At 37.6% G+C, this 25,463-nt stretch carries 22 protein-coding genes, 1 tRNA gene and 2 pseudogenes; 17 read left to right on the top strand and 8 right to left on the bottom strand.

Going from position 1 to position 25,463, the window contains the following annotated elements; genetic code table 11:
• The first annotated feature begins 558 nt into the window (after nt 1-558).
• The 3 genes and pseudogenes from mnmG to ACHJH3_RS01015 all read left to right on the top strand — a co-directional run.
• On the top strand, nt 559-2,430 hold the full coding sequence (mnmG, locus tag ACHJH3_RS01025; protein ID WP_407063211.1) for a tRNA uridine-5-carboxymethylaminomethyl(34) synthesis enzyme MnmG: 1,872 nt from the start codon (nt 559-561) through the stop codon (nt 2,428-2,430).
• Nucleotides 2,431-2,490: 60 nt separating this feature from the next.
• Nucleotides 2,491-3,591: pseudogene (locus ACHJH3_RS01020) on the top strand (cache domain-containing protein); the annotation flags it as partial.
• A 351-nt stretch (nt 3,592-3,942) separates the two neighbouring features.
• Nucleotides 3,943-4,449, top strand: a pseudogene (locus tag ACHJH3_RS01015) (methyl-accepting chemotaxis protein); the annotation flags it as partial.
• A gap of 44 nt (nt 4,450-4,493) precedes the next feature.
• Here ACHJH3_RS01015 and ACHJH3_RS01010 read toward each other — a convergent pair.
• The gene (locus ACHJH3_RS01010) at nt 4,494-4,901 is read right to left on the bottom strand and encodes a helix-turn-helix domain-containing protein (RefSeq protein ID WP_407063210.1); all 408 of its coding nucleotides are present in this window, start codon (nt 4,899-4,901) and stop codon (nt 4,494-4,496) included.
• Nucleotides 4,902-4,903: 2 nt separating this feature from the next.
• Nucleotides 4,904-5,446 (bottom strand): hypothetical protein, encoded by a 543-nt coding sequence (locus ACHJH3_RS01005; RefSeq protein ID WP_407063209.1) that lies wholly within the window; start codon nt 5,444-5,446, stop codon nt 4,904-4,906.
• Nucleotides 5,447-5,561: 115 nt separating this feature from the next.
• Between ACHJH3_RS01005 and ACHJH3_RS01000 the strand changes: the two genes are divergently transcribed.
• From ACHJH3_RS01000 to ACHJH3_RS00975, 6 genes are all read left to right on the top strand, one after another.
• Nucleotides 5,562-7,658, top strand: coding sequence for a TonB-dependent receptor (locus tag ACHJH3_RS01000; RefSeq protein ID WP_407063208.1), 2,097 nt, complete (start codon nt 5,562-5,564; stop codon nt 7,656-7,658).
• An 18-nt stretch (nt 7,659-7,676) separates the two neighbouring features.
• On the top strand, nt 7,677-8,435 hold the full coding sequence (locus ACHJH3_RS00995) for a DUF4198 domain-containing protein (protein ID WP_407063207.1): 759 nt from the start codon (nt 7,677-7,679) through the stop codon (nt 8,433-8,435).
• Between the two features lie 250 nt (nt 8,436-8,685).
• Nucleotides 8,686-9,189 (top strand): ubiquinol-cytochrome c reductase iron-sulfur subunit, encoded by a 504-nt coding sequence (gene petA / locus ACHJH3_RS00990; RefSeq protein WP_169939863.1) that lies wholly within the window; start codon nt 8,686-8,688, stop codon nt 9,187-9,189.
• Nucleotides 9,190-9,198: 9 nt separating this feature from the next.
• Nucleotides 9,199-10,464, top strand: coding sequence for a cytochrome b (locus ACHJH3_RS00985; protein ID WP_169972779.1), 1,266 nt, complete (start codon nt 9,199-9,201; stop codon nt 10,462-10,464).
• On the top strand, nt 10,461-11,489 hold the full coding sequence (locus ACHJH3_RS00980; protein ID WP_407063206.1) for a c-type cytochrome: 1,029 nt from the start codon (nt 10,461-10,463) through the stop codon (nt 11,487-11,489). The genes ACHJH3_RS00985 and ACHJH3_RS00980 overlap by 4 nt, the downstream gene beginning before the upstream one ends.
• 122 nt (nt 11,490-11,611) lie before the next feature.
• Nucleotides 11,612-11,941, top strand: coding sequence for a YnfA family protein (locus ACHJH3_RS00975; RefSeq protein WP_349304360.1), 330 nt, complete (start codon nt 11,612-11,614; stop codon nt 11,939-11,941).
• A gap of 37 nt (nt 11,942-11,978) precedes the next feature.
• On the opposite strand, the gene ACHJH3_RS00970 is transcribed toward ACHJH3_RS00975, so the two are convergent.
• The 6 genes from ACHJH3_RS00970 to gpmI all read right to left on the bottom strand — a co-directional run bounded on the left by ACHJH3_RS00970 (nt 11,979) and on the right by gpmI (nt 17,395).
• Nucleotides 11,979-12,527: a DUF4198 domain-containing protein gene (locus ACHJH3_RS00970; protein WP_407063371.1), complete on the bottom strand. Its 549-nt coding sequence runs from the start codon at nt 12,525-12,527 to the stop codon at nt 11,979-11,981.
• A 65-nt stretch (nt 12,528-12,592) separates the two neighbouring features.
• Nucleotides 12,593-13,534: an acetyl-CoA carboxylase carboxyl transferase subunit alpha gene (accA, locus tag ACHJH3_RS00965; RefSeq protein ID WP_407063205.1), complete on the bottom strand. Its 942-nt coding sequence runs from the start codon at nt 13,532-13,534 to the stop codon at nt 12,593-12,595.
• Nucleotide 13,535: 1 nt separating this feature from the next.
• Nucleotides 13,536-14,747: a beta-ketoacyl-ACP synthase II gene (locus ACHJH3_RS00960; RefSeq protein WP_407063204.1), complete on the bottom strand. Its 1,212-nt coding sequence runs from the start codon at nt 14,745-14,747 to the stop codon at nt 13,536-13,538.
• 31 nt (nt 14,748-14,778) lie between these two features.
• Entirely contained in the window at nt 14,779-15,012 is a 234-nt protein-coding gene (gene acpP / locus ACHJH3_RS00955; protein WP_169939845.1) for an acyl carrier protein, read from the bottom strand.
• A gap of 53 nt (nt 15,013-15,065) precedes the next feature.
• Nucleotides 15,066-15,809 carry a 3-oxoacyl-ACP reductase FabG gene (fabG, locus tag ACHJH3_RS00950; protein ID WP_407063203.1) on the bottom strand — a complete coding sequence of 248 codons (744 nt, stop codon included), beginning with the start codon at nt 15,807-15,809 and terminating at the stop codon, nt 15,066-15,068.
• A 125-nt stretch (nt 15,810-15,934) separates the two neighbouring features.
• On the bottom strand, nt 15,935-17,395 hold the full coding sequence (gpmI, locus tag ACHJH3_RS00945) for a 2,3-bisphosphoglycerate-independent phosphoglycerate mutase (protein ID WP_407063202.1): 1,461 nt from the start codon (nt 17,393-17,395) through the stop codon (nt 15,935-15,937).
• Between the two features lie 74 nt (nt 17,396-17,469).
• Here gpmI and mraY point away from each other — a divergent pair, with 74 nt between their 5' ends.
• The 8 genes from mraY to ACHJH3_RS00905 all read left to right on the top strand — a co-directional run bounded on the left by mraY (nt 17,470) and on the right by ACHJH3_RS00905 (nt 25,462).
• Nucleotides 17,470-18,534, top strand: coding sequence for a phospho-N-acetylmuramoyl-pentapeptide-transferase (gene mraY / locus ACHJH3_RS00940; protein WP_407063201.1), 1,065 nt, complete (start codon nt 17,470-17,472; stop codon nt 18,532-18,534).
• A complete protein-coding gene (gene murD, locus ACHJH3_RS00935; protein WP_407063200.1) occupies nt 18,534-19,778 on the top strand; it encodes a UDP-N-acetylmuramoyl-L-alanine--D-glutamate ligase in 1,245 nt (414 codons plus the stop codon). Before mraY ends, murD begins: the two co-directional genes overlap by 1 nt.
• Nucleotides 19,779-19,844: 66 nt before the next feature.
• Nucleotides 19,845-19,920, top strand: a tRNA-Phe gene (locus ACHJH3_RS00930).
• A gap of 218 nt (nt 19,921-20,138) precedes the next feature.
• A complete protein-coding gene (locus tag ACHJH3_RS00925; RefSeq protein WP_314399719.1) occupies nt 20,139-21,422 on the top strand; it encodes a tyrosine-type recombinase/integrase in 1,284 nt (427 codons plus the stop codon).
• Between the two features lie 73 nt (nt 21,423-21,495).
• Nucleotides 21,496-22,482: an AAA family ATPase gene (locus ACHJH3_RS00920; RefSeq protein ID WP_407063199.1), complete on the top strand. Its 987-nt coding sequence runs from the start codon at nt 21,496-21,498 to the stop codon at nt 22,480-22,482.
• A 345-nt stretch (nt 22,483-22,827) separates the two neighbouring features.
• Nucleotides 22,828-23,178, top strand: coding sequence for a ribbon-helix-helix domain-containing protein (locus ACHJH3_RS00915; protein ID WP_407063198.1), 351 nt, complete (start codon nt 22,828-22,830; stop codon nt 23,176-23,178).
• A gap of 374 nt (nt 23,179-23,552) precedes the next feature.
• Nucleotides 23,553-24,563: a DNA adenine methylase gene (locus tag ACHJH3_RS00910; RefSeq protein WP_407063197.1), complete on the top strand. Its 1,011-nt coding sequence runs from the start codon at nt 23,553-23,555 to the stop codon at nt 24,561-24,563.
• The gene (locus tag ACHJH3_RS00905; protein ID WP_002953027.1) at nt 24,560-25,462 is read left to right on the top strand and encodes a DNA adenine methylase; all 903 of its coding nucleotides are present in this window, start codon (nt 24,560-24,562) and stop codon (nt 25,460-25,462) included. Before ACHJH3_RS00910 ends, ACHJH3_RS00905 begins: the two co-directional genes overlap by 4 nt.
• Nucleotide 25,463 lies beyond the last annotated feature (1 nt).

The raw sequence follows: 25,463 nt of genomic DNA, 5'->3' as shown, positions 1-25,463 counted from the left end.
TGTTGTTAGAAATTTTATAAATCAATATATGTTTAAAGGTATTTATTGATTTATACAAATTCAAAAGCTTTGATACACTCATCTTACAACCACCGCTTTTCTTAAAATAGATAAGACAATTCTATATGATTTGCAAGAAAATTTCCGTCATCTATCTGACAAATTTTTAATTTTTATATTAAGTCTTATAATTTATATTTTTTTAATATTTATTAATGAAAACAGGGCTATTTTTATATAATTAGCGTATGTATAAGGAATATATAAAATAAAAAATTCTGAGATTTTATATTTTATATTATCAATTTCTATTAATTTTATATAGATGATTATAATTTACTTGATAAAATATTATATTATTTCTTAAATTTAATATATAAAATTAAAAATTAATATATTTTACTCATTTAAATTTCTAAAATTCTCTATACTTACTATAAAAAATGTAGTCAAAAAGTGTTTTAGAGATTTTCAAATTTCAATTTTTAAATCAATCAAGTCAGCTAACCTTTATAACTTTTTGGCTAAAATCCCCCTTATTTTTAAAAGGCAAATTTAGTGGATAATTATGATGTAGTCGTGATCGGCGGCGGTCATGCGGGCATTGAAGCTTGCACGGCGGCTGCAAAAATGGGCAAAAAAACACTTCTTATAACAATTCTAGCAGAGCAAATCGGTGCGGCAAGCTGTAATCCTGCAATCGGCGGACTAGCAAAAGGTCATCTCGTAAAAGAGATAGACGCACTTGGCGGAGCCATGGGGCTTGCAACGGACGCTACGGGAATTCAGTTTCGCGTGCTAAATGAGAGCAAAGGTCCTGCTGTTCGCGGTTCAAGAGTGCAAATTGATATGGATAGATATAGAGTCTATATGCGAAATTTGCTTTTAAACACTCCAAATTTGGAAATTTCTCAAGAGATAGCAACTGAAATTTTAACTCAAAACGGCGAGATAACAGGCGTAAAAACACATCTTGAAAATACGTATGGCGCCAAAAAGCTTATCATTACCACCGGAACTTTTTTAAACGGGCTTATTCACGTTGGATTTAACAAGCTTAAAGCAGGTCGCGTTGGCGAACTAAGCTCTACAAATTTAAGCTCAAGCCTTGCAGGTTTAGGGCTTAAAATGGGCAGGCTAAAAACGGGAACTTGCCCAAGGATAGACGCTAAAACGATTGATTTTAGCGTGCTTGAAAAGCAAGGCGGAGATGAAAATCCAAAACCGTTTAGCTTTAGAACGGAGAATTTTAACCCTACCCAACTGCCTTGCTACATCGCTTACACAAACGACATCACGCACGAAACTATCCGCTCAAATTTCGATAAAGCGCCGCTTTTTACAGGGCAAATCGAGGGTGTCGGACCAAGATACTGCCCAAGCATAGAGGATAAGATAAATCGCTTTGCAGATAAAGAGCGCCACCATCTTTTCATCGAGCCTCAAACTCTTGAAGCGACTGAATACTACATCAACGGATTTTCAACGAGCCTTCCTTACGAAGTGCAAGTTAAGATGCTACGCTCGGTAAAAGGCTTTGAAAAGGCTCGCATAGTTCGCCACGGATATGCTATCGAATACGACTACGTCGAGCCTACCGAGCTAAAACACAGTTTAGAAACCAAAAAGATAAAAGGGCTTTACCTAGCAGGTCAAATAAACGGCACGACAGGCTACGAAGAAGCAGGCGCACAAGGGCTAATGGCAGGCATAAATGCGGTTTTAAGTATCGATGAAAAAGAGCCTTTAGTCTTGCGCCGAGATGAAGCGTATATAGGCGTGATGATAGATGATCTGGTCACAAAAGGCACAAAAGAGCCTTATAGAATGTTTACCAGCCGCGCTGAATACCGCTTGCTTTTGCGCGAAGATAACGCGATCTTAAGACTTGGCTCATACGGACGCGAACTTGGGCTGATAGATGCAAAAACTTATGAAAAAATAGAAAGCATAAGAGCAAATTTAGCTAAAGGGCTTGAAATTTTAGAAAGTCGCGAGCTAACTCCGTCAAAAGAGAATTTAGCTATGCTTGCAAGCTTAAATGAAGATATCATCAGCGAAAAGATAACACTTCAAAAGATAGTTGCCAGAAAGAGCTTTAACGAAGAAAAACTGCGAAAACTGGATGAATTCTTTGAAAATTTAGACGAAGCTAGCTTGGAGCAAATTCTAATCGAATGCAAATACAAGCACTACATAAACGAGCAAAAAAACCAAATCGATAAGATGAAAGATATGATGAGCATCAAAATTCCTGAAGGCTTTAGCTTCCGCGGTATCAGCGGGCTTAGTAACGAAGTAGTAGAAAAACTTGAAAAATTTGCGCCGCCTACGCTATTTGCAGCAAGTGAAATTTCGGGCATTACACCTGCTGCGATTGATATTTTACACATTTATATTAAGCAATTTTGTAAAAAATCATCGCTTTAAGTCATAATTTAATTTATATTTATAATAATTAAAAGAGTTACAAAAAGGAGTTTTGCAAAAATGAAAAATTTGTCCATCAAATGGAAAATTTACGTTCCGCTTTTAGCGTTGTTTGCCTTGGCTATAGGTGTTATGTTCGTATTTTTCTTAAACAACACCAAAAATATACAAAAAAGAGTATTTGAGCAAAAAGAATCGGCATTTGCTCTGTTTATAAAAGAAAAAATCAACACCAAATTTCAAGTAGGCGTTATGAATGCCATAAATTTAGCCCAAAACAAATATGTCATCGAAGCCTTGTCATATCAAGATAAAAAGATAGCCAAAGATAAAATAAACGAACTTGCAAATTCATTAAAAGAGTTTTCCGACTACAAAAATATAAGAATTCACATACACACCGCTGATATAAAAAGCTTTTTAAGGCATTGGAGCGATAAATCAGGAGATGATCTAAGTTCGTTTAGAAAGACGATAAAAAAGGTAAAAGAGAGTAAAAAACCGCTTCACGGAATAGAAGTGGGCAAAAGCGGTTTGGTACTAAGAGGTCTTGCGCCGATATTTGATGAAAATGGCGTTTATATAGGTTCGGTTGAGTTTATACAATCCTTTGAATCAGTCGTTAAAGATCTAAATAAAAATTTAGGAGCGAATTTAATCATCGCCATGAATTCTTCTCTGCTTGAAGTAGCCGACGGCTTAAAAGATGCGCCTAAAATAATCTCAAACAGATACGTTGTCGCACAAGATCTTAAAAATTTAGACGAAAATTTACTAAAAGAGCTTGCAAACTTAAGCGAAAGCGAAGCTGCACAGGCATTTACTACTAAAAGCTATTTTGTAACCAAAATTCCTATGTTTGACTTTGAGGGCGCACAGATAGGATATGTATTTGCCGCAGATAGCAACGAACACGTTTATGGCGATATCAAAACAGCCACGCAAGGGATGGTTGATCAGATGGTAGTAAGTGGTATTGCTACGATAATTATCACGATCGCGCTTATGATTTTAATGAAACTCTTTATAATCAACCCTATAAACAGGCTAAAAGATCATGCAAACGACCTTGCCGAGGGCGAAGGAGATCTAACTCAAAGAATTCCTGTCGAAAGTAGCGATGAGTTGGGACAAAGCGCTCAGGAATTTAACAATTTCATAGAAAAAGTTCGCGCAGCTATCGAGGTTGCTAAAGAGAGCAGCAACGAAAACTCATCTGTTTCAAGCGAACTTTCTTCCACATCTATAACAGTCGGTAAAAGCGTGGAAAACACTACTAAAAAAGTAGAAGACACGTTTAACATGTCAAGCGAGCTAAAAGATGAGATAAAAAGCTCTATAGAAAGCCTTGTCATCTCCTCTGAAACTCTTAAAAACTCAAATTTAAAGTTGCAAGAAGCCAGAAACAATATCATAGAAATTTCAAATAGCGTCGAGCAGACCTCTCAAAGCGAAATGCGGCTTTCTGCCAATATGAGTGCGCTTAGCTCGCAAGCAACCAAGATAAAAGACGTGCTAAACGTAATTTCAGATATAGCAGATCAGACAAATTTACTTGCTCTAAACGCAGCCATAGAAGCAGCACGCGCAGGAGAGCACGGAAGAGGCTTTGCGGTAGTTGCCGATGAGGTTAGAAAACTTGCAGAAGGAACTCAAAGCAGCCTAGACGAGATAAGCGCAACCGTAAATACGATAGTAAGATCAATCTCTGAAATTTCAGACAGTATAGAGAAAAATTCAAAAGGCATTAAAGTGCTCATAACAAAAACAGGAGCGACTATAGAAGCGGTTGATTTTGCCACAGAAGCGATGAAACAAAGCGAAGAACAAGCCGCCAGCAGCATAAATGACTTTAACAAAACAAGCGACGCAATAGCCGAGGTGCTTAAAAATATGAACGAAATAAATCAGATAAGCTCGCTAAATATGCGAAATACCGAAGAGATAGCAACGGCTGCAAATCACCTTTATAATGTAGGCGAAAAGCTAAATCAAATGCTGAGCAAATTTAAAACATGATTTAATATTACTCTTAGCCTTAAATTTATAAGTTAAATTTAAGGCTAAAATATATAAATTTTACGCTCTTTTATAAGTTCGTTGGGCAAGATGCCGAATTTCTCTTTAAAAATTTTACTGAAGTGAGCGAAGTTATTATATCCAACCATCATAGCGGCTTCCTTAACGCTTATGTCATCAGACTTTAATAATTTTTTAGAAATTTCAAGTCTCTCATTTTGCAAAAATTTATGAATACTGACGCCAAAAGAGCGCTTAAAGCCGATCTTGAGTTTAAATTCATTCGTAGCACAAAGTCGCGCAAGCTCTTTTATAGTAGGTGGATTTTGTAGATTCTTAAGTAAAATTTCTTTCGCTTTCATTATATTTTTAATATCTATGTCATCAAATTTAAGACTTTTGCATACAGATAATTTTTCACTTTGCGCATATCCTAAAGTCTTATAAACCATCTCTAAAATTTAGACTCTATAAAAATTTCTCTCATTTTTCCGCTATAAATTTGAGAATTTAAAAGCTCTTTTAGTATCAAGCTTTGAGAGGGATTTATCAAATTTGTCTTTGCATTAAATTTCTCATCACCAAAATTTAGCCCAAATTCGCTCATTAACTCGTTGCTTATAATTATCGTCTGAGTTTTACAGCTTTTGACTTTATGCTCACCGCCAGATAATACCTCATCTTGAACGGTGCCTATGCAAAAATTAGTCGGCTTTAAAACTACACTTTTTAAATCACTGTCTATAAAAGCATGTTCGTTTCCGACATTAAAGCACAAAAAAGACTGAGCGTTTCGCTTAAAAGAATACTTCAAATTTTCGTTATAAATGCCTTCATAAGCGCAATATCCAAGCCCATTGCCCACATCAAAATATTCAAGCTTGCAATCTACAGCACTGTTTTTAAACGAAATCTCACCAAATCTCTTGTTGTTTTTTAATCTTATTTCCAAAACCACATCATTAAAAAACTTACAAAGGCTTGTATCAATACCCATATTAATTTTATCCCGTTTGCGTTAGTTTTTAATCCCTTTAGCGTTATTATCATATTGATAGTAATTATCTGATTATAATAAAATGAAGCTTAAATTTTATAATTAGGAGTAAGCTTTGAAGACAAAATATATAAAATTTGCGGTTACTCTGTCTGCCATAACCGCTTCGGCAGTGTTTGGTGCAGAGAGTATCGCTCTTGGCGAAGTTAAAGTCTTAGCAAATAAAATCAGCGAAAATTTAGAAAAAATCCCACAAAGTATAAGTGTCATTAGCGGAGTTGAGCTTGAAGAAAAGGGTATAAAAAATATAAGCGAATTAACGCAAATTTTACCAAATACCTATGCCACTACGGGTATTCATGAGGGGGTTACGGCGCGTGGACTTAACGGCTCTGCGTTTACCAGCTCAAATCCCGTAATGATTTATATAAACGGCGTTTCGCAAGCCAATAGATACGGATATTACATACCTACTACAAATATCCAAAGAATAGAAGTCTTACGAGGACCAAGTAGTACGATTTACGGCAAAGACTCTATCGGAGGCGTTATAAATATCGTACTAAAAGAGCCTAGCGAGGAACTATCAGGAAGTATCGCAAGCGAATTTGGCTCTTATAGATACTTTACCGCAATGTTTGATGCCAGCGGAGCGATCATACAAGATACACTTTATCTTGGACTTAACGGCTCTGCGTCAAAAGACGGCGGCTGGATTACAAATGAGCTTAAAGGCGAAAAAGCAAATGATAAAAAAGATCACAATTTCGGTCTAAATTTGAAATTTACGCCTACAGATAAGCTTGCGATGAAGCTATTTTTTGACACTTACCGCAAAAGACTCAACGGAAACGACGGCATAATGATACCTTATGCGAAATTTAACTCCATAAAAAGAGAAGATGTGAAACATGCGGAATTTCTAAGCGACACATACTCGATAGAAAAATCAAATTCACTCGCACTAAATTTAACCTATGATTTTGATAAATTTGACTTTACTTCCGTTACAGCGCTTAAAAATACAAAACAAAGAGGAAATTTCGATATGAGTTTTGGAGGCAAAGACTTTAAAAACTATCTTGGATTTAACGCATTTAGCGACATCAGGATCAAAGACATCTCCCAAGAGCTAAGAGTCGGAAGCAAAGAGGGGCAAGATACTAAATGGATAGGCGGAATTTATTTTGAAAACGAAACAATAGACAAAAAAAGAGTCGGACAGCAGCTTCCGCCAATGCCTCCGTTTTTGCCTAATGCAAACGAATCGGATGCGCCTTCAAAAACTCACGAAAAGACAATGTCCGCATTTGGGCAAATAGGCTATCTAATTACGCCAAAGCTTGAAGCAACGCTTGGCGGAAGATACCAAAGAATCAAAAAAGACGTAATCGTAAGATCATATTCATACCCTATCGGAGGAGCCAAAGGCGCTCCTTTTGTTTTTGAAGATGAAAGAACTTTTAATTCATTTTTGCCTAAATTTGCTCTTAGTTACGCATTCACAGAAGCTCTTAGCGCATACGCTTCTTATTCTAAAGGATATTTATCCGGCGGCTTTAATCTCTTTGCCGCAGGAGGCGAAAAAGAAGACAATAGATTTGATTCTCAAACGAGCGATAACTATGAGATAGGTATTAAAGGTGCGTATGAAAATTTTAGATTTTCAGCTGCCGCGTTTTACATGGATATAAAAGATACTCATATTTATTTCGTTGATCCTGCAAATCCAAACGATATCAAAACAGGAAATGCCGATAAAGCCGTTTCAAAAGGGCTTGAATTTGAAAGCACGGCAAGATTAAGTAAGCAAATCGATCTAAATTTCGCAGCGAGCTTACTAAAGACCAAATACGGCAACTACCCGAATTTAGACGGAACAAACGCCAAAGGCAACAGGATAGAAAAAAATCCAAGCTATAAATTTACTACGGGCTTAAGCTATCATGCTCCTTTCGGGTTATATGCAAGACTTGATACGAATTTAGTAGGCAAAACTTACTTCAATCCGCAAAATACTCTTATGCAAAAGAGCTATTTTACAGCCGACACCAAGATAGGCTATGCAAAGGGAAATTTTGATATATACGCTTATGTTAGAAATTTGACCGATAAACAGTATTTTTCAAACGTATTTGATAGGGGCTACGGGCTGCTTGTCGCTTACGATAAGGGTAGAGTCTTTGGGCTTGGCGTTAGATATAGTTTTTAAATTTATAAAGGAGAATTTATGAAAACGATTAAAATTTTATCCATTTTTACCGCATTTATGATTACAAACATCGCTTTAGCTCATGATGTTTGGGTATTTGGACAAAACGGAGATAAATTTACTGCAGATATCGGGTTTGGGCATGATTTCCCAAAGTACGAAGAGATTCCCAAAAATAAACAAAAATCATTTGCCCCTTTAGTCGTGGTAAAAAAAGACGGCAGCAAGATAGAGCTAAAACAAACAGGCGAAAGCTACCACTATGAAGGCGATAAGCTTAAAGAGGGAAGTTACTTGTTATTAGGCGAATTTATGCCTACTTTTTTAACTCAAGACGAAGATGGAAACTGGCATGATGACGGCACTAAACAAAACGTAAAAAATCCAAAATACTGCTTACACGCCAGTTTGCCTGCAAAAAGCGTGATAAATATAGGAAGTTCAAAAAATGAATTTGTAACCAAGCCTGCAGGGCAACGCCTTGAAATAATCCCGCTTGAAAATCCTGCGAATTTCAAAGTGGACAAACCGTTTAAAATAAAAGTCTTATTTGAAGGAAAACCTTTAAAAACAGCAAAGATTGAAGGAACGCTTGAGGGATTTTTAAAAGATAAAAGTGCATTTTACGCTACAACGGATTTAAAAGGCGAAACGGAAGTCTTGGCACTTAAAAAAGGAAAGTGGATACTAAAAGCCACTCACAAATTCAACTTTGAGGACAAAAATATATGTGATGATGAGCTTATAATCGCCTCTTTTACGTTTGAGATAAAGTAAATTTATAAATCTTAACCGCGAAATTTCGGCTAAATTTACTTGGTCGAAATTTGGATTTTATAAATTTAGCCTATCATAAAATTATACTTACTAAAATTTCAATACAAATACAACATCTTGATAAAAAATATTATTATTCATTAATAAATTCTTAATCAAATTTAAAAATATTTTTATCTTTAGTTCATAAAATAAAGTTTTAAAGTTTAAAAGATATAATAGCTAAAAATTATTATAAGAAAGGAAAATAATGTCCGTAACACAAGACAGACGGAATTTTATCGGATTGGCATTCGGTGCGGTTGCTGCCGTAGGCGGTGCTTTTTCGCTTGTAGCCGTCAAAAAAACTTGGGATCCGCTCCCGAGCGTAAAAGCGGCAGGATTTACTACCGTAGATCTTAGTCCCATGAAAGACGGTGAAATGCGCCAAATCGAATGGCGTAAAAAACCTATCTTTATTCTAAAAAAAGATGCAAATATGCCTGCTAACGACAAAAGAGACGTAGTAGTCGGGGATTCAAGATACATAGTAGCCATAGCGCTTTGCACCCATCTTGGCTGTATTCCTGAGTGGAGAGCAAGCAAGCAAGTCTTTATCTGCGCCTGTCACGCGGGAGAATTTAACGTAGACGGTATCAACACCTTCGGTCCTCCTCCAAGACCTCTTGATATACCGCCGTTTAAGATAGACGGGACCAAGCTAGTACTTGGCGAAACGGGTCCTGAGTATGAAAAACTTGTAGCTCAGGCATAGGAGGAAAATATGGCACAAATTCGTAAATCAACAGGGATAATGGACTGGCTAGATCAAAGAATAGCGCTTAATAAAATGATGAAAGTGCTAGTTAGCGAGTACTGGATACCGAAAAACATCAATTTCTTGTGGGCTATGGGCGTTATTCTTACGACGCTTTTCGTATTGCTTTTGGTAACGGGCTTTTTACTTATGATGTATTACAAGCCTGATATAAATTTAGCCTTTGACAGCGTAAACTACACTATCATGAAAGAGGTTGAATACGGCTGGCTATGGCGACATATACACGCAGTTGCAGCATCTGTGATCTTTTTAATCATCTACATTCACACTTTTACCGCGATTTATTACGGCTCATATAAAAAAGGAAGAGAGCTTATCTGGGTAAGCGGTATGTTGCTTTTCATACTATTTTCGGCTGAAGCTTTTAGCGGATATATGCTTCCATGGGGTCAAATGAGCTACTGGGCTGCGATGGTTATCACGAACCTATTTGGCGGAATTCCAGTGATAGGAGATGCCGTAGTTGAGTGGATCAGAGGCGACTATGCGGTTAGCGACTCGACTCTAACGCGCTTTTTCATGCTTCACGTATGCTTACTTCCGCTTGTTTTGATAGCGGTTATCGCGCTTCACTTTTATACGCTTAGAATTCCTCACGTAAACAACGAAACAGGCGAGGAAATAGACTTTGACGTAGAGGCTGAAAAATATCTAAAAGGCGACAAGGCAAACGCGAAGGTTATACCTTTCTGGCCGGGATTTTTAGCAAAAGACTTCATGTATATCGGATTTTTCATGATCTTTTTCTTTTATCTTGTGTGTTTTCACTTCAACTTCGCGATGGATCCGATCAACTTTGAGCCGGGCAACCCTCTAAAAACTCCACCGCACATCTATCCTGAGTGGTATTTCTTGTGGCAGTATGAAATTTTACGCGGATTTTTCTTTGATATATTTGGCTTCTCTGCTTACAATATCGGTCTTATCGCATTTGCATTTGCAGGTATCGCGCTATTTTTCATGCCGATATACGATAGAAGCGACGTTGTTGCTCCTGCCCATGAGAGAAAAGGCTTTTTCGTATGGTTCTGGCTACTAGTGATTGACATGATAGTTCTTACGATATTTGGAAAGCTTCCTGCAGACGGAGTTACAATGGGAATTTCAAATTCATGGATAGGATTTTACTCAACGATTACATTCTTTATCTTGCTTCTTGTGGTACTACCTATCATAACTACGCTTGAAAAGAAAAGGGGTGGCAAATGAGAGAGCTAAAAATTCTTATAGTTGTTGTTGTTCTATCACTGATAACATACTGGGGCATTGAGCCTTACGCTCACTCGATCATGCATCCTAAGGTAGATCCTGTTAATTACAACTTTGCCGAGGGCGACGTAAAGCAAGCTGAAGTAGTAGTTAGCAAAAGAGAGGCTGATTTAGAGAGCGCAAAAAAGCTTGGAGAGACAGCTAAGATAAAAAATGCGGAAAAAGACCTGCAAGAGGCAAAAGATTCTCTTGAAGAGTACAAAACATTTTGGGCTGAAATAGGCGCTATAGACTTCAAAAAAGGCAACGCCGAAAAGGGTGCAGAGGTATTTATGAACGCAGGCTGTGCGGGTTGTCACGGACTTGAGGCTGCAGGCATGCCTGCTCCTATGGATAATGCAAGTGCAAGCGAAGCTTATAAGGTGGTTCCGCCTGATCTAAGCACTGCGGGATATCTATATGATGACGCTTTCCTTGCAGCGGTCATAAAAAATCCAAATATAGCGCTAAAACTAAAGCATAAATTTAATGACGAAAATCCTTACCCGATGCCTGCGTTTTTTGGAGCCGGCGGTGAAGACATAAATCAAGAGCTTGCCGATATGGTTGCCTATCTTAAGTCAGTTGCACCAAAAGAGGTAAGTGATGAGAAAGTATTTGCAGACTCTTGCCAAAGATGTCACGACATGAAATACGAAAAACAATACGTCTTTACAAACCGCGTAAATTTAGCCGAATACATGGGATCAAACCCGCCTGATCTATCTATGATGATACGCTCAAAGGGTACTGATTACCTACACAAATTTATTAACGACACACAAAAAATGCTTCCTGGAACGGCTATGCCAAGAGTCGGTCTAAACAAAAAAGCCGAAGAGCAAGTCGTAGCTTATATGCAAAAAGCAGGCGATGAGAAAAAAGCCGAAAGGGAGAGCTTGGGAATTTACATAATGATATACTTCCTAATCTTTGGAATCTTTGGCTGGCTATGGAAACGCAAAGTTTGGAGCGAGCTTCACTAAAATTTAAGAGCCTATTTTTAGGCTCTTTTCTCTTTTTAATCAACTTCATTATCTGATTTTAACTATCAAAATTTATCCAAATTTCTGATATAATTCGCTCAAATTTTAGACAAAGGCAACTTGTGATAACAAACATCTATCTATTTTTAGCTGCGTCATTTTTTGAAATTTTTGGCTGTTTTTCATTTTGGCTATATTTTAGACTTGCTAAATCTCCTGCTTGGCTTGGAGCAGGACTAATCTCACTCATACTATTTGCCTACATCCTAACCAAAATCGACCTTGAAGCTGCGGGCAGAATTTACGCGATATATGGTGGCATATACATACTATCTTCGTTTTTATGGATGATATTTGTAGAAAAAGAAATGATGAACAAATTTGACATCATAGGACTAGCCTTTGTGATCTTGGGAGCGGGAATTATATATTTTGGCAACAAGCTAGCTTGAGCGCAAATTTTATTCACGCTCAAATTTTGCTTTTAGATTACCTCTCTTTTACGAAAAACGTAGCGCTTGCATTGTATCCTTTATGCAGGGCTTTTCCGATAAGCTCAGGAGCCATATCTTTGCCAACAAGCTTTTTCAAGCTTAAATTTACGACCCATTTGCCGCTTGAAGTGACTTTAAATTTAGTTTTTCCTTTCATCACAAAAGAACCTATAAATCCCGCCTCGCTTTGCTCGCCGTAAGCTCTGATCTGCAAAGGCATTCCATCAACTATCTCATGTAAAGGCTCGCCCATAAAAAACACTTCAAATTCGACCACATCTCCAACCTTCACGTTTGAAAGGTCACTCACAGGCAAAAATTCAAGATCATGCCCTACGAGCTTTGGCTTTGCCCATTTACCGTAGCTTATAAAAGCCTTGGCGAAGCTTTGAAAGTTAAAGCAGAGCAAAATCTCCTTGGCGTCTTTTATCTGATCCAGATAGATCATATCCCATTTGCTGTGTCCCTTTGCATCCTTCCACCAAGAAAACTGCATCTTTTCCGTAGATGCCGCTACTTGATAAACACCTTCGGTTGCGTTTATAGAGTAAGTAAAAAAGTAAATATTTTGAAGTAGACAAAACTATAAAGAGCAAGGGCTAATGCAGCCTACTTGCCCTCTTGGAAAGCTCCGACAGATAAAATTTTATTCATTCTAGCGCTTAAAATTTGATCCATGCTTTGATCTTCAAGCTTAGCAAGTTCATCCGTAAAATATGTCGCAAGCGCTTTTACAGCACTATCTTTATCTCTATGAGCGCCATTAAGCGGCTCTTCTATAACGTCATCTATTAAATTCAAGCTCTTTAGATCATCTGCGGTTATCTTCATAGCCTTAGTTGCTTGTTCTTGCTTGCTTGGATCGTTCCAAAGTATCGCTGCACAACCTTCAGGAGAGATAACCGAAAATACCGAGTTTCTCATCATAGCAAGTTTATCGGCTACGCCTATTGCAAGAGCTCCACCACTACCGCCTTCGCCTATTACGACCGCTATCATTGGAGTTTTTAAATTTGCAAATTCAAAGAGGTTTCTAGCTATAGCTTCGCTCTGTCCGCGCTCTTCGGCAGCAATTCCGGGATAAGCACCCGGAGTATCTATGAGAAAAAGTATCGGCAAGCTAAATTTCTCGGCAAGTTTTGCTACGCGAAGCGCTTTTCTATACCCTTCGGGATGAGGCATACCGAAATTTCTTTTAAGTTTATTTTTAGTTCCGCGACCCTTTTGCTCACCTATAACGACCACCTTTTTAGAGCCGATATATCCGATATAACAAACTATCGCATGATCATCACGAAATGCCCTATCACCGTGAATTTCGTAATAATCAGTCATCATCCCGCGCACATAATCTATAGCATACGGGCGATCAGGATGACGAGCAAGGCTTAGCCTTTGATACTCGTTTAAATTTTTGTAAATTTTAGCAGTCTCTTTTTCTAGATTTTTATTTAAAATTTCAACAGCATGCTCATCGCCGCGAATTTTAGCATTCGCTATATCATCATCAATCTGCTTAATACTCTTTTCAAAATCTAAATAACTAGCCATTTTAGTCCAATTTTTTAAATACTACCGAACCGTTGGTTCCGCCAAAGCCAAACGAGTTGCTCATGATAGCTTTAAGCTCGGCTTTCCTAGCGACATTTGGTACATAGTCCAAATCGCACTCAGGATCTTTTGTTGTCTGATTTATGGTTGGAGGTATAATCCCGTCACGTAAAGCCATTATAGAGATGACCGCCTCTATAGCTCCTGCGGCTCCCAAGCAGTGTCCTGTTTGACCTTTTGTAGAACTAACCGGCGGACAATCGTTGCCAAAGAGCTCTTTTAGCGCAGCTGTTTCATTTTTGTCATTTGTCGGAGTCGAAGTTCCATGAGCGTTAATGTAGTCAATCTTAATATCTCCTGCCATTTTAAGAGCTTTTTTCATAGCATTTAGCGGTCCTTCAAGAGTCGGTGCAGTAATGTGATAAGCATCTCCACTCTCTCCAAAGCCTACTATCTCTGCATAAATTTTAGCTCCTCTTGCCTTAGCGCTTTCGAATTCTTCAAGCACTAAAGCCCCACTTCCTTCACCCATAACAAAGCCGTCTCGCTCTGCATCAAAAGGACGAGAAGCTTTTTCCGGCTCATCGTTTCTGGTTGAAAGTGCCTTCATGGCAGCAAATCCACCGACACCAACACCGCATATTGTGGATTCCGCACCTACGACAAGCATCTTCTCGGCTTCGCCTATCATTATGGTCTTAGCCGCTTCACATATCGCATGCGTAGAAGCCGCACAAGCCGTAACGCTTGAAATATTCGGTCCTCTAAGTCCATGCTCTATGGAAACTATTCCGCCAAGCATATTTACTAGCGCAGAAGGGATAAAAAACGGAGATATTTTTTTAGGACCTTTTTCGAGCAGTATATTTGAGTTCTTCTCGATATTTGGCAGTCCTCCGATACCTGCTGCCGAGCTTATGCCAAATTCGTTAGCGTCAAATTCGCCAAAATTTGCGTCAGTCATAGCTTCGCGAGCTGCTTTGATACCAAGTTGTATGAATCTATCGACTTTCTTAACCTCTTTACCGTCCATTACGGTCAAAGGATCAAAGTCGGTAATTTCAGCGGCGATTTGAACAGGATATTCAGAAACGTCAAAAGACGTTATCTTCTTCACTCCGCTCTTGCCCTCGCAGATAGCTTTAAAAGAGCTCTCTTTATCAAGTCCAAGAGCATTTATCATACCGATTCCGGTGACTACAACTCTTCTCAATATATCTCCTTATTTTTATCTATAAAAAGAATTATTTATTTAGTTTTTCTATATAAGTTACAACGTCGTTAATGCTTATTAGTTTTTCAGCTTCGCTATCAGGAATTTCAACTTCAAATTTCTCTTCTAAAGCCATAACAAGCTCAACAACGTCAAGTGAATCAGCGCCTAGATCTTCGATAATCTTTGACTCAGGCTTAACAGCCTCAGGGCTTACGCTAAGTTGCTCAACAACAACATCTCTAACATCATCAAAAACTGCCATTTGGGGTCTCCTTATTAAAAAATGTTTCAGATTTTAATATATTTTTGCTTAAACTACATATAAAGTCCGCCGTTTACCTTAAGCACATCACCTGTAATATAACTTGCGTGATCGCTTAGCAAAAATGCTATAGTTTCGGCTACTTCGCTTGCATCTCCAAGACGTTTTAGCGGGATATTGTTTATATAGTTTTGCTTAATCTCTTCGCTTAAAACCTCCGTCATATCCGTTTGTATAAAGCCCGGTGTTACGCAGTTAAATCGCACGTTTCTGCTCGCTCCCTCTTTAGCAAGGCTCTTTGTCATAGCTATCATGCCGCCTTTACTTGCCGAATAATTAACCTGTCCAGCATTTCCCATCTCGCCTACTATGGAAGCTACGTTAACAACAGCTCCAAAGCGCTTTTTGCTCATCACTTTTAAAGCCTCTCTTGAGCCGATAAATGCTGATGTCAAATTCGCATTTAGCACGTTTATAAACTCGTCCGTTTTCATACGAAGTGCAAGTTTATCGTTTGTAATGCCTGCGTTATTTACGAGGTAGCTTAGCTCGCCGTCGGTATCAACGATTAAATTTATGCCTTTTATAAATTCATCTTCATCCGTAGCGTCAAATTTTATCACAGCTGCGGCTCCGCCGTTAGATACGATTTCAGCTTGTAAAGCATCTGCTATCTCAGGCTTTGAGCGGTAGTTTATCCATACTTTTAGCCCCATGTTTGCAAGCGTTTTTGCTATCTGCGCACCTATACCGCGGCTTGCACCGGTAATCAGAACGTTTTTTCCACTAAATTTCATATATTGCCTTTCTTGACGTATTTTTTCGCCTCTGTTTATAAATTTAAAATTTAGACAATTTTAGCAAAGTAAAGTTAAAAAAGCTTAACTAGACTTAAATTTTCAAACCAACTTAAATATCGCATCTAAAAAAGTGGCTCATCCATCTCGGTCGGTTTTTCAAGCCCCATTAGCTTAAGAACGCTTGCTGCGATATTGTTTAGCCCACCGGTTTTTACTCCTTTCACTCCATCACCCAGCACGAAGCAAAACACATCGTAAGTCGTGTGATTTGTAAGCATTCCGCTTTTATCTCGCATCTCTTCGCAGTTACCGTGATCGCTCGTAATTATCATCGCATAGCCCTTTTCCTCTACCTTAGCGACAATCTTACCAAGCGCGCTATCTACAGCCTCTACGGCTTTTACGCCCGCATTAAAATCACCGGTATGCCCTACCATGTCGCCGTTTGCGAAATTTACTACGATAAAATCCTGCCCGTCATCAATCGCTTTTAAAACCGCATCGCAAACGCCTTCAGCGCTCATCTCGGGCTTTTCGTCATAAGTTTTAACTTTTGGGCTTGGGATTAAAATTCTAGTTTCGTTTTCAAGCAGTTCCTCAACTCCGCCGTTAAAGAAAAAAGTCACATGAGCGTATTTCTCCGTCTCTGCCGTGTGAAGCTGGCGAAGTCCGGCACGAGATATAACCTCTGCTAAAGTATTTGTTATCTTGTCGTTTTCAAATAAAACAGGAAAGCTAAAATTTGCGTCGTATTCCGTCATCGTTACTAAATTTTCCATTACGAAAGGGCGCTTGAATTCACTAAATTCGCTCACGCCAAACGCCGCTACAATCTGCCTCATCCTATCGTTTCTAAAATTTATAAACACAACTCCGTCATCTTTGCCTATACCTTTAAAGCCGTTAAAACTGGCAGGCTTTATAAACTCGTCCAAAACGCCATCATTATAGCTATTTTGGATATATTCGCTTGGTTTTAAGCTCTGTAAATTTGCACCATCAATCATAGTCTTATAAGCCTCGCTTACCCTATCCCAGCGCTTATCCCTATCCATAGCGTAAAATCTACCGCAAATCGTAGCTACGTTAAATTTCTCTTCAAGCTGCCTTACAAACTCCGCCGCACTCGTAGGCGCTACGTCCCTACCGTCGGTTATAGCGTGAGCATAGACACTACAACCGTTATTTATAGCAAGCTTGCACATATCGTCGAAATGCTCAAGATGAGAGTGCACGCCTCCATCGCTATAAAGCCCGATTATATGGATATTTTTACACTTTGTAAAAAGCTCTTTTAGTTTTGCGTTTTGAGAGAGTGAGCCGTCTTTAAACCCAAGCGAAATTTTTACTAAATTTTGATACAAAACCCGCCCGCTTCCTATGGACATATGCCCTACTTCGCTATTTCCCATTTGCCCCTCAGGTAAGCCTACCGCAAGACCTGAAGTCTTGATAAGCGAATTTGGCACATTTTTAAATAACCAATCATAAGTCGGCTTTTTCGCCGCTGCAAATGCGTTAAATTCCGAGTTTGGATTAAATCCTATGCCGTCTGTTATTACTAAAATAGTTTTTTGTTTCATATTTCATTCTTTAAATTTAGATAAATTTTAAGAGCATTATACTAAAATTACTCTTTTTAAAAATAAAGGCTCACATGTTTTATTATCTTTATGAAATCCTAAATTTTAACATCTTTCAATACATCACAGTTCGCGCAGGCATAGCGTTTTTCATATCTTTTGCACTTACCGTTTATCTTATGCCTAAATTTATCGCTTGGGCAAGGGCTAAAAACGCCAGTCAGCCGATTTACGAGCTTGCTCCAAAAACACACCAAAAAAAAGAAAAAACCCCGACCATGGGAGGCGTAGTCTTTATGGTAACGGCGATACTGGCAACTATCATCTGCGCCAGGCTTGATAATAGCTTCGTTATAGCCTCTTTGCTCTGTCTTGCGGGTTTTACGGCGATCGGGTTTAAAGACGACATATCAAAAATTCTAGGCGCAAACAACCACGCGGGGCTAAGTCCTAAAGCCAAGCTTTTAGCTCAAATTTTAGTATCTTTTGCGGTTTCAACCGTACTTTATCTTAGCGGCGATATAGGAACTGAATTTTATGTGCCGTTTTATAAATTCCCGTTACTAGATCTTAAAATTTTTGCTATAGTCTTTTGGACGCTAGTTATAGTTGCGGCTTCAAATGCGGTAAATTTAACAGACGGGCTTGACGGGCTTGCAGCCGTTCCCGCTATGCTTTCGCTTGTCACGTTAGGAATTTTTGCCTATATCTGCGGACATGCGCTATTTAGCTCTTATTTGCTACTTCCAAAGATCATCGGTGTGGGCGAAACTATCATCATCGCTTCGGCTCTAATCGGCTCTTTGATGGGGTTTTTGTGGTTTAACTGCCATCCAGCACAAGTTTTCATGGGTGATAGTGGAAGCCTTAGCATAGGCGCTTACATAGGACTTATGGGAGTTATGACTAAAAACGAAATTTTGCTTATTATCATAGGATTTATCTTTGTGATTGAGACTTTAAGCGTTATTTTGCAAGTTGGAAGCTTTAAAATTTTCAAAAAGAGAATTTTTTTAATGGCGCCTATTCATCATCATTTTGAGATCAAAGGCTGGGTTGAAAACAAAATCATCGTTAGGTTTTGGATTATTGCGCTTTTAGCAAATCTAATCGCTCTAACGGCGTTAAAGATAAGATAATGAAAAGAAGTTTGTTCGGTTACGGCGGCACGACGAAGGCTATTGCCAAAAACTGCCAAGATGAAGGAATTTGGGATGTATATGATGACAAATTTAGCCAAATTTCAAAGGATGAATTTGGAAATAATCTTTTGCCGGCAAGTGAATTTAATCCCGATAAAAGCGAACTTGAGATCCCAAGCCCTGGCTTTCCTCCGTATCATGAGCTGGTTAAAAAATCGCAAAATTTGATAAGCGAATATGATTTTTTCGCATCCAAAATGCCTTTTAGCGTATGGATAAGCGGAACAAACGGCAAAACAACCACAACCAAGATGATGCAACACCTACTAGAAGCAAAAGGCTCGGTAATGGGCGGAAACGTAGGCACTCCGCTAGCCGAGTTAGATACTAAAGCTAAAATTTGGATACTGGAGACGAGCTCTTTCACGCTTCACTATACAAACCTTGCAAAGCCTGATGTATACGTGCTTTTGCCTATAACGCCCGATCATCTTACTTGGCACGGCGATATGAGCTCTTATGAAGCCGCTAAGCTTAAGCCGCTTGGTATAATGAGAGAAAACTCAGTCGCGATAGTCCCTGAAATTTATGCAAATACGCCTACACTCGCTAAGGTAATAAGCTATAAAAACGAAAAGGATTTAGCTAAATTTTGCGGAGTTACCACAAATGAGATAAATTTCAAAGTGCCGTTTTTAATGGACGCTCTTTTAGCGCTGGCGGTACAAAAAATAATTTTTGATAGATGCGACGCGAATTTACTAAACAAATTTGTGATAGAGAGCAATAAACTTGAAGAATTTAAGGACAAATTCGGGCGAATTTGGGTAAATGACACAAAAGCTACCAATATCGACGCGACCATTCAAGCTCTAAAGCGGTATGAGGATAAATTCCTGCACCTAATCTTAGGCGGAGATGATAAGGGTGTTGATATGACGCAGCTTTTTGAGGCTATAAATAGCGCAAATACTAAAATTTACGCTATTGGCTCAAATAGCGATAAGATTATGAAACTGGCTGAGAAATTTCAAATTCCCGCTCTAAAATGCGAATTTTTAGATGTAGCCGTAACGCAAATAGATAAAAATTTAAAAAAATCGACTAAGAAAGCGAATTCAAAAGAAGCTCGAATTTTAGACGAGATAGCTCTTCTAAGTCCTGCTGCTGCAAGCCTTGATCAGTTTAATAGCTACGCCGAGCGAGGAGATAAGTTTAAAGAATTTGTTGCAAATTTATAAAATTTAATTTTGTTTTTAACCTAATTTTAAAATTTAAAAGTGTATAATCACATTTCTTTTTTAGGTGGTTGGATAGCTCAGTCGGTAGAGCAGCAGACTGAAAATCTGCGTGTCGGCAGTTCGATTCTGCCTCTAACCACCATTTAAGTTTATTTTAAGTTCCTTTCAGCTATAAATCAATCCCTTTAAATTGCTGTTAATTCCCTTGTTTGCGAAGCGGGGAGCGATACTTAATTGCAAAAAGTTACTTTAACCAAGTTTTTAATTCGCTTTAATTTCAGTGGATTTAGGGCAGTAATTAAAGCAGTAAATTTTATTAAGGAAGTATTGCTCAAAAAATCATCCAAAAAAGGGATAAAAATGAGCAATGTCGCTTCTACCACTCTGCAAGATAGAGAGATCAAAAATCTTGCACCACGATCCACACAATACAAAAAAGTTGTCGGCAACCCAAAAGAACTATACATATTTGTTAATCCAAAAGGCACAAAAACCTTCTCACTCAAATACAAAGAGAGCAAATACGACAAAGAGCAGTTTATAAAAATCGGCGAGTGGCGCGAGGGCGTCTTTACAGCTCAAATGGCACGCACCAAAGCCACGAAAATGCTAAGAGAGCTAAATGGCGGAAAGCTGAGCATTGATGAACTAAGGGGCAGGCAAATAGGCAAATACATCTATGAAAACCTATTTAATAGGATAGTAGAACACAAGCGAAAAAGCGGTAAAAAGCAAAGCTATCTTGAAAAAGTCGTGCTAAGACACCAAAAATACTTCTTGCCAGCCTTTGGTAAAAGGGATATAAAAGATATAAGATACAGCGAGATAAAAGAAGTCCTAAGTGCCATTTTTAACCCACATGACCCAAACAAAAGCAGGCTTGAGACGATACATCGCCTGATAGACAATATAAACGAAGTCTTTATGATAGCTGAGCGAGACGATTATATCGCTAAAAACTTCATCCCAGCACTTCACAAAGAGTTCCCCACTTCACGTAGTTACAAACAACGCCACAACATAGACAGCAGACTAAGTGCGATAACCGACGAGAAAGCCCTAGCCCAGTTCCTGCACGACTTAAAGAGTGATGGCAAGATGGACTTGCAAACCAAAAGAGCGATTTATTTGCAAATTTTATGCGTAAATCGCCCTATCAACACCGCAAGCGTAAAATGGGAGTACATAAACTTTGATGAGCAGACTTGGACTATCCCAGCAGATGAGATGAAAATGAGCTACGCTCATCAGGTCGCCCTGAACTCCTACGCTTTAAAAATCCTAAAAGAGCAAAGAAATTTCTGCATTATAGAAAACGGCTTTGTCTTCCCAGCCCTTAACAAACAAGAGCATATCCACAAAGATAGTCTTAACAAAGCTATCATAAATTTAAACGGTGGATTATACAAAGGTATAGCTACCGCTCACGGCTTTCGTGCGACTTTTCGCACCATTTGCACGCAAAACAAAGCTCAGCTTTTACAAATGGGCATAAGCGATGAAGTCATAGAGACCGCCCTAGCCCACAAAGAGAGCGATGCGGTCAAATTCGCATACGAGCGAAGCCGTAGCACCAAAGAGCAACTCGCAAGGCTCATGCAGTGGTATGGCGACTATTTAAATAACCTAGAGACACTATTTTAAAAAGGAAAAAAATGAGATAAAACACGAAATTTTTAAAATTTGCAAGCAAAAATAAATATATTAAGGATAAAAGATGAGTAAGAAAATCCAAGCGATAGATCTAGACCATTCAAACCTATCGCTTAGCACAAAATACATTTCGGATTATATGCAAAAATGGCTTATATCAAACTTCATAGAGACAAATAAGCTCATTTGCTTTTATGCCAAAGCTGGCAACGGCAAGAGCATAACCGCGCTTTTTTTGGCGGTATATCTACTAAAAATAGGAGCCGTTAAAAAGGTGTATTACATAGACGCAGATAATGGCATCGGCACTCTTAAAAATCGTGGCTTAGATAGGATTTTGGCTGAATATCCCAACCTAACTTATATCAGCTTTTCTAAAAAGGTAAAGGAAAAAGACCTTGATACAAGGTCAATTATCTTCACGCTCTCAAAATTTGCAAACGACGAGCATAAGGACGCACTCATCGTCTTTGATAGTATGCGAAATTTCATAAAAGGTTCTATGAGCCTTGATGAAGTGGTCATGCCCTATCTTACAGCCATGCAAGAGATGCGTAATTATTACGCTGGCGTGTGGTTTTTACATCACCAAAATAAGCAAAGTTTTAGCGATAAGGACAACAAAGAGCATAAAGGCTCAACCGCCTTTATAGATAGCTCAGACGAAGCCTACTATGTCAAAAAAAGGGAGCGAAATGGCAGTCAGCTTATCGTAACACTTGAGCCACAAAAAGGCAGAGATGACACCGCCCCACAAGCCGTGATATTAGACACCGCAGAGCTTAGCGTAAGTCTTAGCGACTTTTATCTTTATGATTTAAATGACGAGCAAAAACAAGCCCTAGAATACACAAAAGAGATCATCGCCAAAAATCCAAGTGGTATAAATTTACAAAATTTAACCAACGAGATAAAACGACTAGCAAAGATAGATGAAACGCAAGTGTGCGGAGCTAAGGCTATAAAATTTCTTTTAAAAAGATTTGATGGTAAATTTTACACCATAGAAACGAGCAATCAGCACAATCAAACTATTTTCAAAATGCTTTGATTTTCTCCCCCTTTTTTTCTTTACTTTTTCAGTTCGGCAGAGTTTGGCAAGAGCCTTGCCGAACTGACCTTGCTCTCAAAGTCCCAAAACAAGGGATAAAAATAGTAAAAAATTTTTAGTTTGGCAGTTTGGCAAATTTTATACACAAGATCTCAAATTTCAGTACAAATCCTGCCGAACTGCCGAACTAAACTAAAAGCAACTTGCAAAGTGCCATTTTATCGGCATAAAAAACTTTTTTAGTTCGGCAAGGCTCCTGCCAAACTCTGCCAAACTAAATTTTTTACTATTTTTGCTTTACTTATTTTTTATTTGATTGTATGATGAAAATAAAAAGGGGAGAAAATGCAAGACCTGCACATAAACTTAACCGAGCAAGACTACAAAACACTTGAAAAACTCTCTAAAAAATTTGAAGTGAGCAAGTCAAACATCATTAGAAAACTTTTGCGTTATGAAAAATATGCAAACGCAGTGGAGCGAATGGGGATACGAAATGAAATTTTAGCCGAGTTTTTACTAGAATTTATGTATATCGCAAATAACATAAACCAAATCACATATCATCTAAACATAGATATTTTTGAAAATGACCTAGAAAATAAAATGGCACAATATCTAAAAGAGATTAGAAAAATTTGCAATGAAATAAAAAAGGAGATTAGAAACACACGAAAAATTATCTACTATCGCTAAAATATTTCTCTCCCCTTTTTCATTGCAAGCCAAGCAAAGCTTTCTAAATTTCAAAAAATTTTCTTAAATCTTTCTCACGCAAAAATCTATAAATTTTTAAAACTACCAAAGAAAAATAAAGATGAAAGTAGCAGGGCAGGATAACCCCTTTTATGGCTGTGTTTTGGGGTGAAATGGCGAGTTCATCGCCATTTGTGAGCAAAATTTTAAAAATTACGCAAATTTCTAAAAAAGAAAAATTTAATTGTAAATTGGCTAGCTACTAGCGTCTATTTTACAGCTATGCCCGACTTTTTTCTAGTATATTTCAGTGCTTTTTTATGCGACGAAATATATAATCCTAAATAAATGTAGCACAAAAGAAAATATAAAAAATGCAAGAACAAAATTATTTTAATATTTCAAATCGTAGATACATCGGCTCAAAAGCAAAGCTTGGCGAGTGGATATTTCAAAATTTGGATTTATCTGACATCAAGAGTGTTTGTGATATTTTTGCTGGCAGTGGTGTCGTGGCAAGTAAATTTGTAGAAATCTCTCACATCAAAAAAATAATAATAAACGATTTTTTATATTCAAACGAAGTTATTTACAACTCTTTTTTTAATTCATCAAATGCTGACCTTAATAAATTAAACGAGCTTAAGAATTTTTACAACAACTCGGTGGCTTTGAAAAAAAACTATTTTAGTGAAAATTTCAGTGATAAATTTTTTAGCAATGGCGATTGTCTTAAGATTGGCTCAATTAGAGAGCATATCGCATTAAACAAGTTTGGCAAAACCACTGAAAATATTTTACTAACAAGTCTTATTTACTCAATGGATAAAATAGCAAATACTGTCGGTCACTATGAAGCATATAGAAAAAACGAAAGCCCCAAAGATAGATTTGAGTTTGATTTGATTTTGCCTATAAAGCACAACAAAACTATTGAAATCCACAGAGAAAATGCAAACAATCTAGCAAGAAAAATTAAGACAGATTTGGTATTTATCGACCCGCCTTACAACTCTCGTCAATATAGCCGTTTTTATCATGTTTATGAGAATTTAATTCAGTGGAAAAAACCAAAATTAAGCGGAACAGCACTTAAACCACCGCCTGAAAATATGAGCAACTATTGCCGAAGCAGTGCTGTAAAAGAGCTTGATGATTTAGTTGCGAATCTTGACTGCAAGCAAATCGCTTTGACATATAATAACACTTATAATTCAAAATCAAGTTCATCACAGAATAAAATAAGCTTTGAACAAATAGAGCAAATTTTGAGCAAAAAAGGTAAGTTAAGTATAAAAGAGAAATCACACAACTATTTTAACGCTGGAAAAACTGAACTTAACGGACATAAAGAATTTTTATTCATTGTAAAGGTAAAAAAATGAAAGCCATTCGTTCCCCGCTGTTTTATGTCGGCGACAAGTATAAACTTATGGGGCAACTTGGCGAGTTATTCCCAAAAAAAATAGAGCGATTTATTGAGCCGTTTGTTGGTGGCGGAAGTGTATTTTTAAACACGAAGGCAAAGGAATACCTAGCTAATGATATAGACACAAATATAATCAATCTGCATAAAACACTGAGCAAATTTGATATAGACGAATTGTTTAGTAAGCTATCAGAAATAATATCTAGTTATGGATTGTCATTTTCACTTAATGGCAAAATAGCTCCTGACGAGCTTAAAAAAAGATATATAAAAACATATTATGCGAAATACAACAAAACAGCCTATGAAGCTTTAAGAGCTGATTATAATAAAGATCAAACAAACATGCTCTATCTTTATCTACTTTTGATTTACGGCTTTAATCGCATTATTAGATTTAATTCAAACGGGCTTTTTAACCTACCAGTGGGGAATGTAGATTTTAATGCAAATGTCTATGAAGCACTAAAAAACTATACAAATTTTATGAGCAAAAATAAAATTTCATTTTCAAATCTTGATTATATAGATTTTTTAAATAGCGTTAAATTTAAAAAAGATGATTATGTCTATTTAGACCCACCCTATCTAATCTCTAACAGCGAATACAATAAGCTTTGGAGTAAATTTGATGAGACTATACTTTATGAAACACTGGATAGATTGGATAAAAAGGGGATAAAATTTGGCATTACAAATCTAGTAAATCACAAAGGACAGACGAACGAAATTATCAAGTCTTGGTCTAAAAAATACAAAATTTACAATATAACTAGCAATTACATAAGCTTTAATGACAATACCATAAAAGCTGATAGCAAAGAAATTTTTGTAACAAATTACATAAGGAAATAAG

The organism is Campylobacter canis, from assembly GCF_045504005.1.
GTDB lineage: Bacteria > Campylobacterota > Campylobacteria > Campylobacterales > Campylobacteraceae > Campylobacter_A > Campylobacter_A canis.
This window is presented reverse-complemented; position numbering and strand designations above follow the sequence as displayed.

Coding starts and splice junctions, on each gene's coding strand:
- ACHJH3_RS01010 (WP_407063210.1), bottom strand. CDS start 4,901: ATGGTTTATAAGACTTTAGGATATGCGCAAAGTGAAAAATTATCTGTA.
- ACHJH3_RS01005 (WP_407063209.1), bottom strand. CDS start 5,446: ATGGGTATTGATACAAGCCTTTGTAAGTTTTTTAATGATGTGGTTTTG.
- ACHJH3_RS00995 (WP_407063207.1), top strand. CDS start 7,677: ATGAAAACGATTAAAATTTTATCCATTTTTACCGCATTTATGATTACA.
- petA (WP_169939863.1), top strand. CDS start 8,686: ATGTCCGTAACACAAGACAGACGGAATTTTATCGGATTGGCATTCGGT.
- ACHJH3_RS00985 (WP_169972779.1), top strand. CDS start 9,199: ATGGCACAAATTCGTAAATCAACAGGGATAATGGACTGGCTAGATCAA.
- ACHJH3_RS00980 (WP_407063206.1), top strand. CDS start 10,461: ATGAGAGAGCTAAAAATTCTTATAGTTGTTGTTGTTCTATCACTGATA.
- accA (WP_407063205.1), bottom strand. CDS start 13,534: ATGGCTAGTTATTTAGATTTTGAAAAGAGTATTAAGCAGATTGATGAT.
- acpP (WP_169939845.1), bottom strand. CDS start 15,012: ATGGCAGTTTTTGATGATGTTAGAGATGTTGTTGTTGAGCAACTTAGC.
- fabG (WP_407063203.1), bottom strand. CDS start 15,809: ATGAAATTTAGTGGAAAAAACGTTCTGATTACCGGTGCAAGCCGCGGT.
- gpmI (WP_407063202.1), bottom strand. CDS start 17,395: ATGAAACAAAAAACTATTTTAGTAATAACAGACGGCATAGGATTTAAT.
- mraY (WP_407063201.1), top strand. CDS start 17,470: ATGTTTTATTATCTTTATGAAATCCTAAATTTTAACATCTTTCAATAC.
- murD (WP_407063200.1), top strand. CDS start 18,534: ATGAAAAGAAGTTTGTTCGGTTACGGCGGCACGACGAAGGCTATTGCC.
- ACHJH3_RS00925 (WP_314399719.1), top strand. CDS start 20,139: ATGAGCAATGTCGCTTCTACCACTCTGCAAGATAGAGAGATCAAAAAT.
- ACHJH3_RS00920 (WP_407063199.1), top strand. CDS start 21,496: ATGAGTAAGAAAATCCAAGCGATAGATCTAGACCATTCAAACCTATCG.
- ACHJH3_RS00915 (WP_407063198.1), top strand. CDS start 22,828: ATGCAAGACCTGCACATAAACTTAACCGAGCAAGACTACAAAACACTT.
- ACHJH3_RS00910 (WP_407063197.1), top strand. CDS start 23,553: ATGCAAGAACAAAATTATTTTAATATTTCAAATCGTAGATACATCGGC.
- ACHJH3_RS00905 (WP_002953027.1), top strand. CDS start 24,560: ATGAAAGCCATTCGTTCCCCGCTGTTTTATGTCGGCGACAAGTATAAA.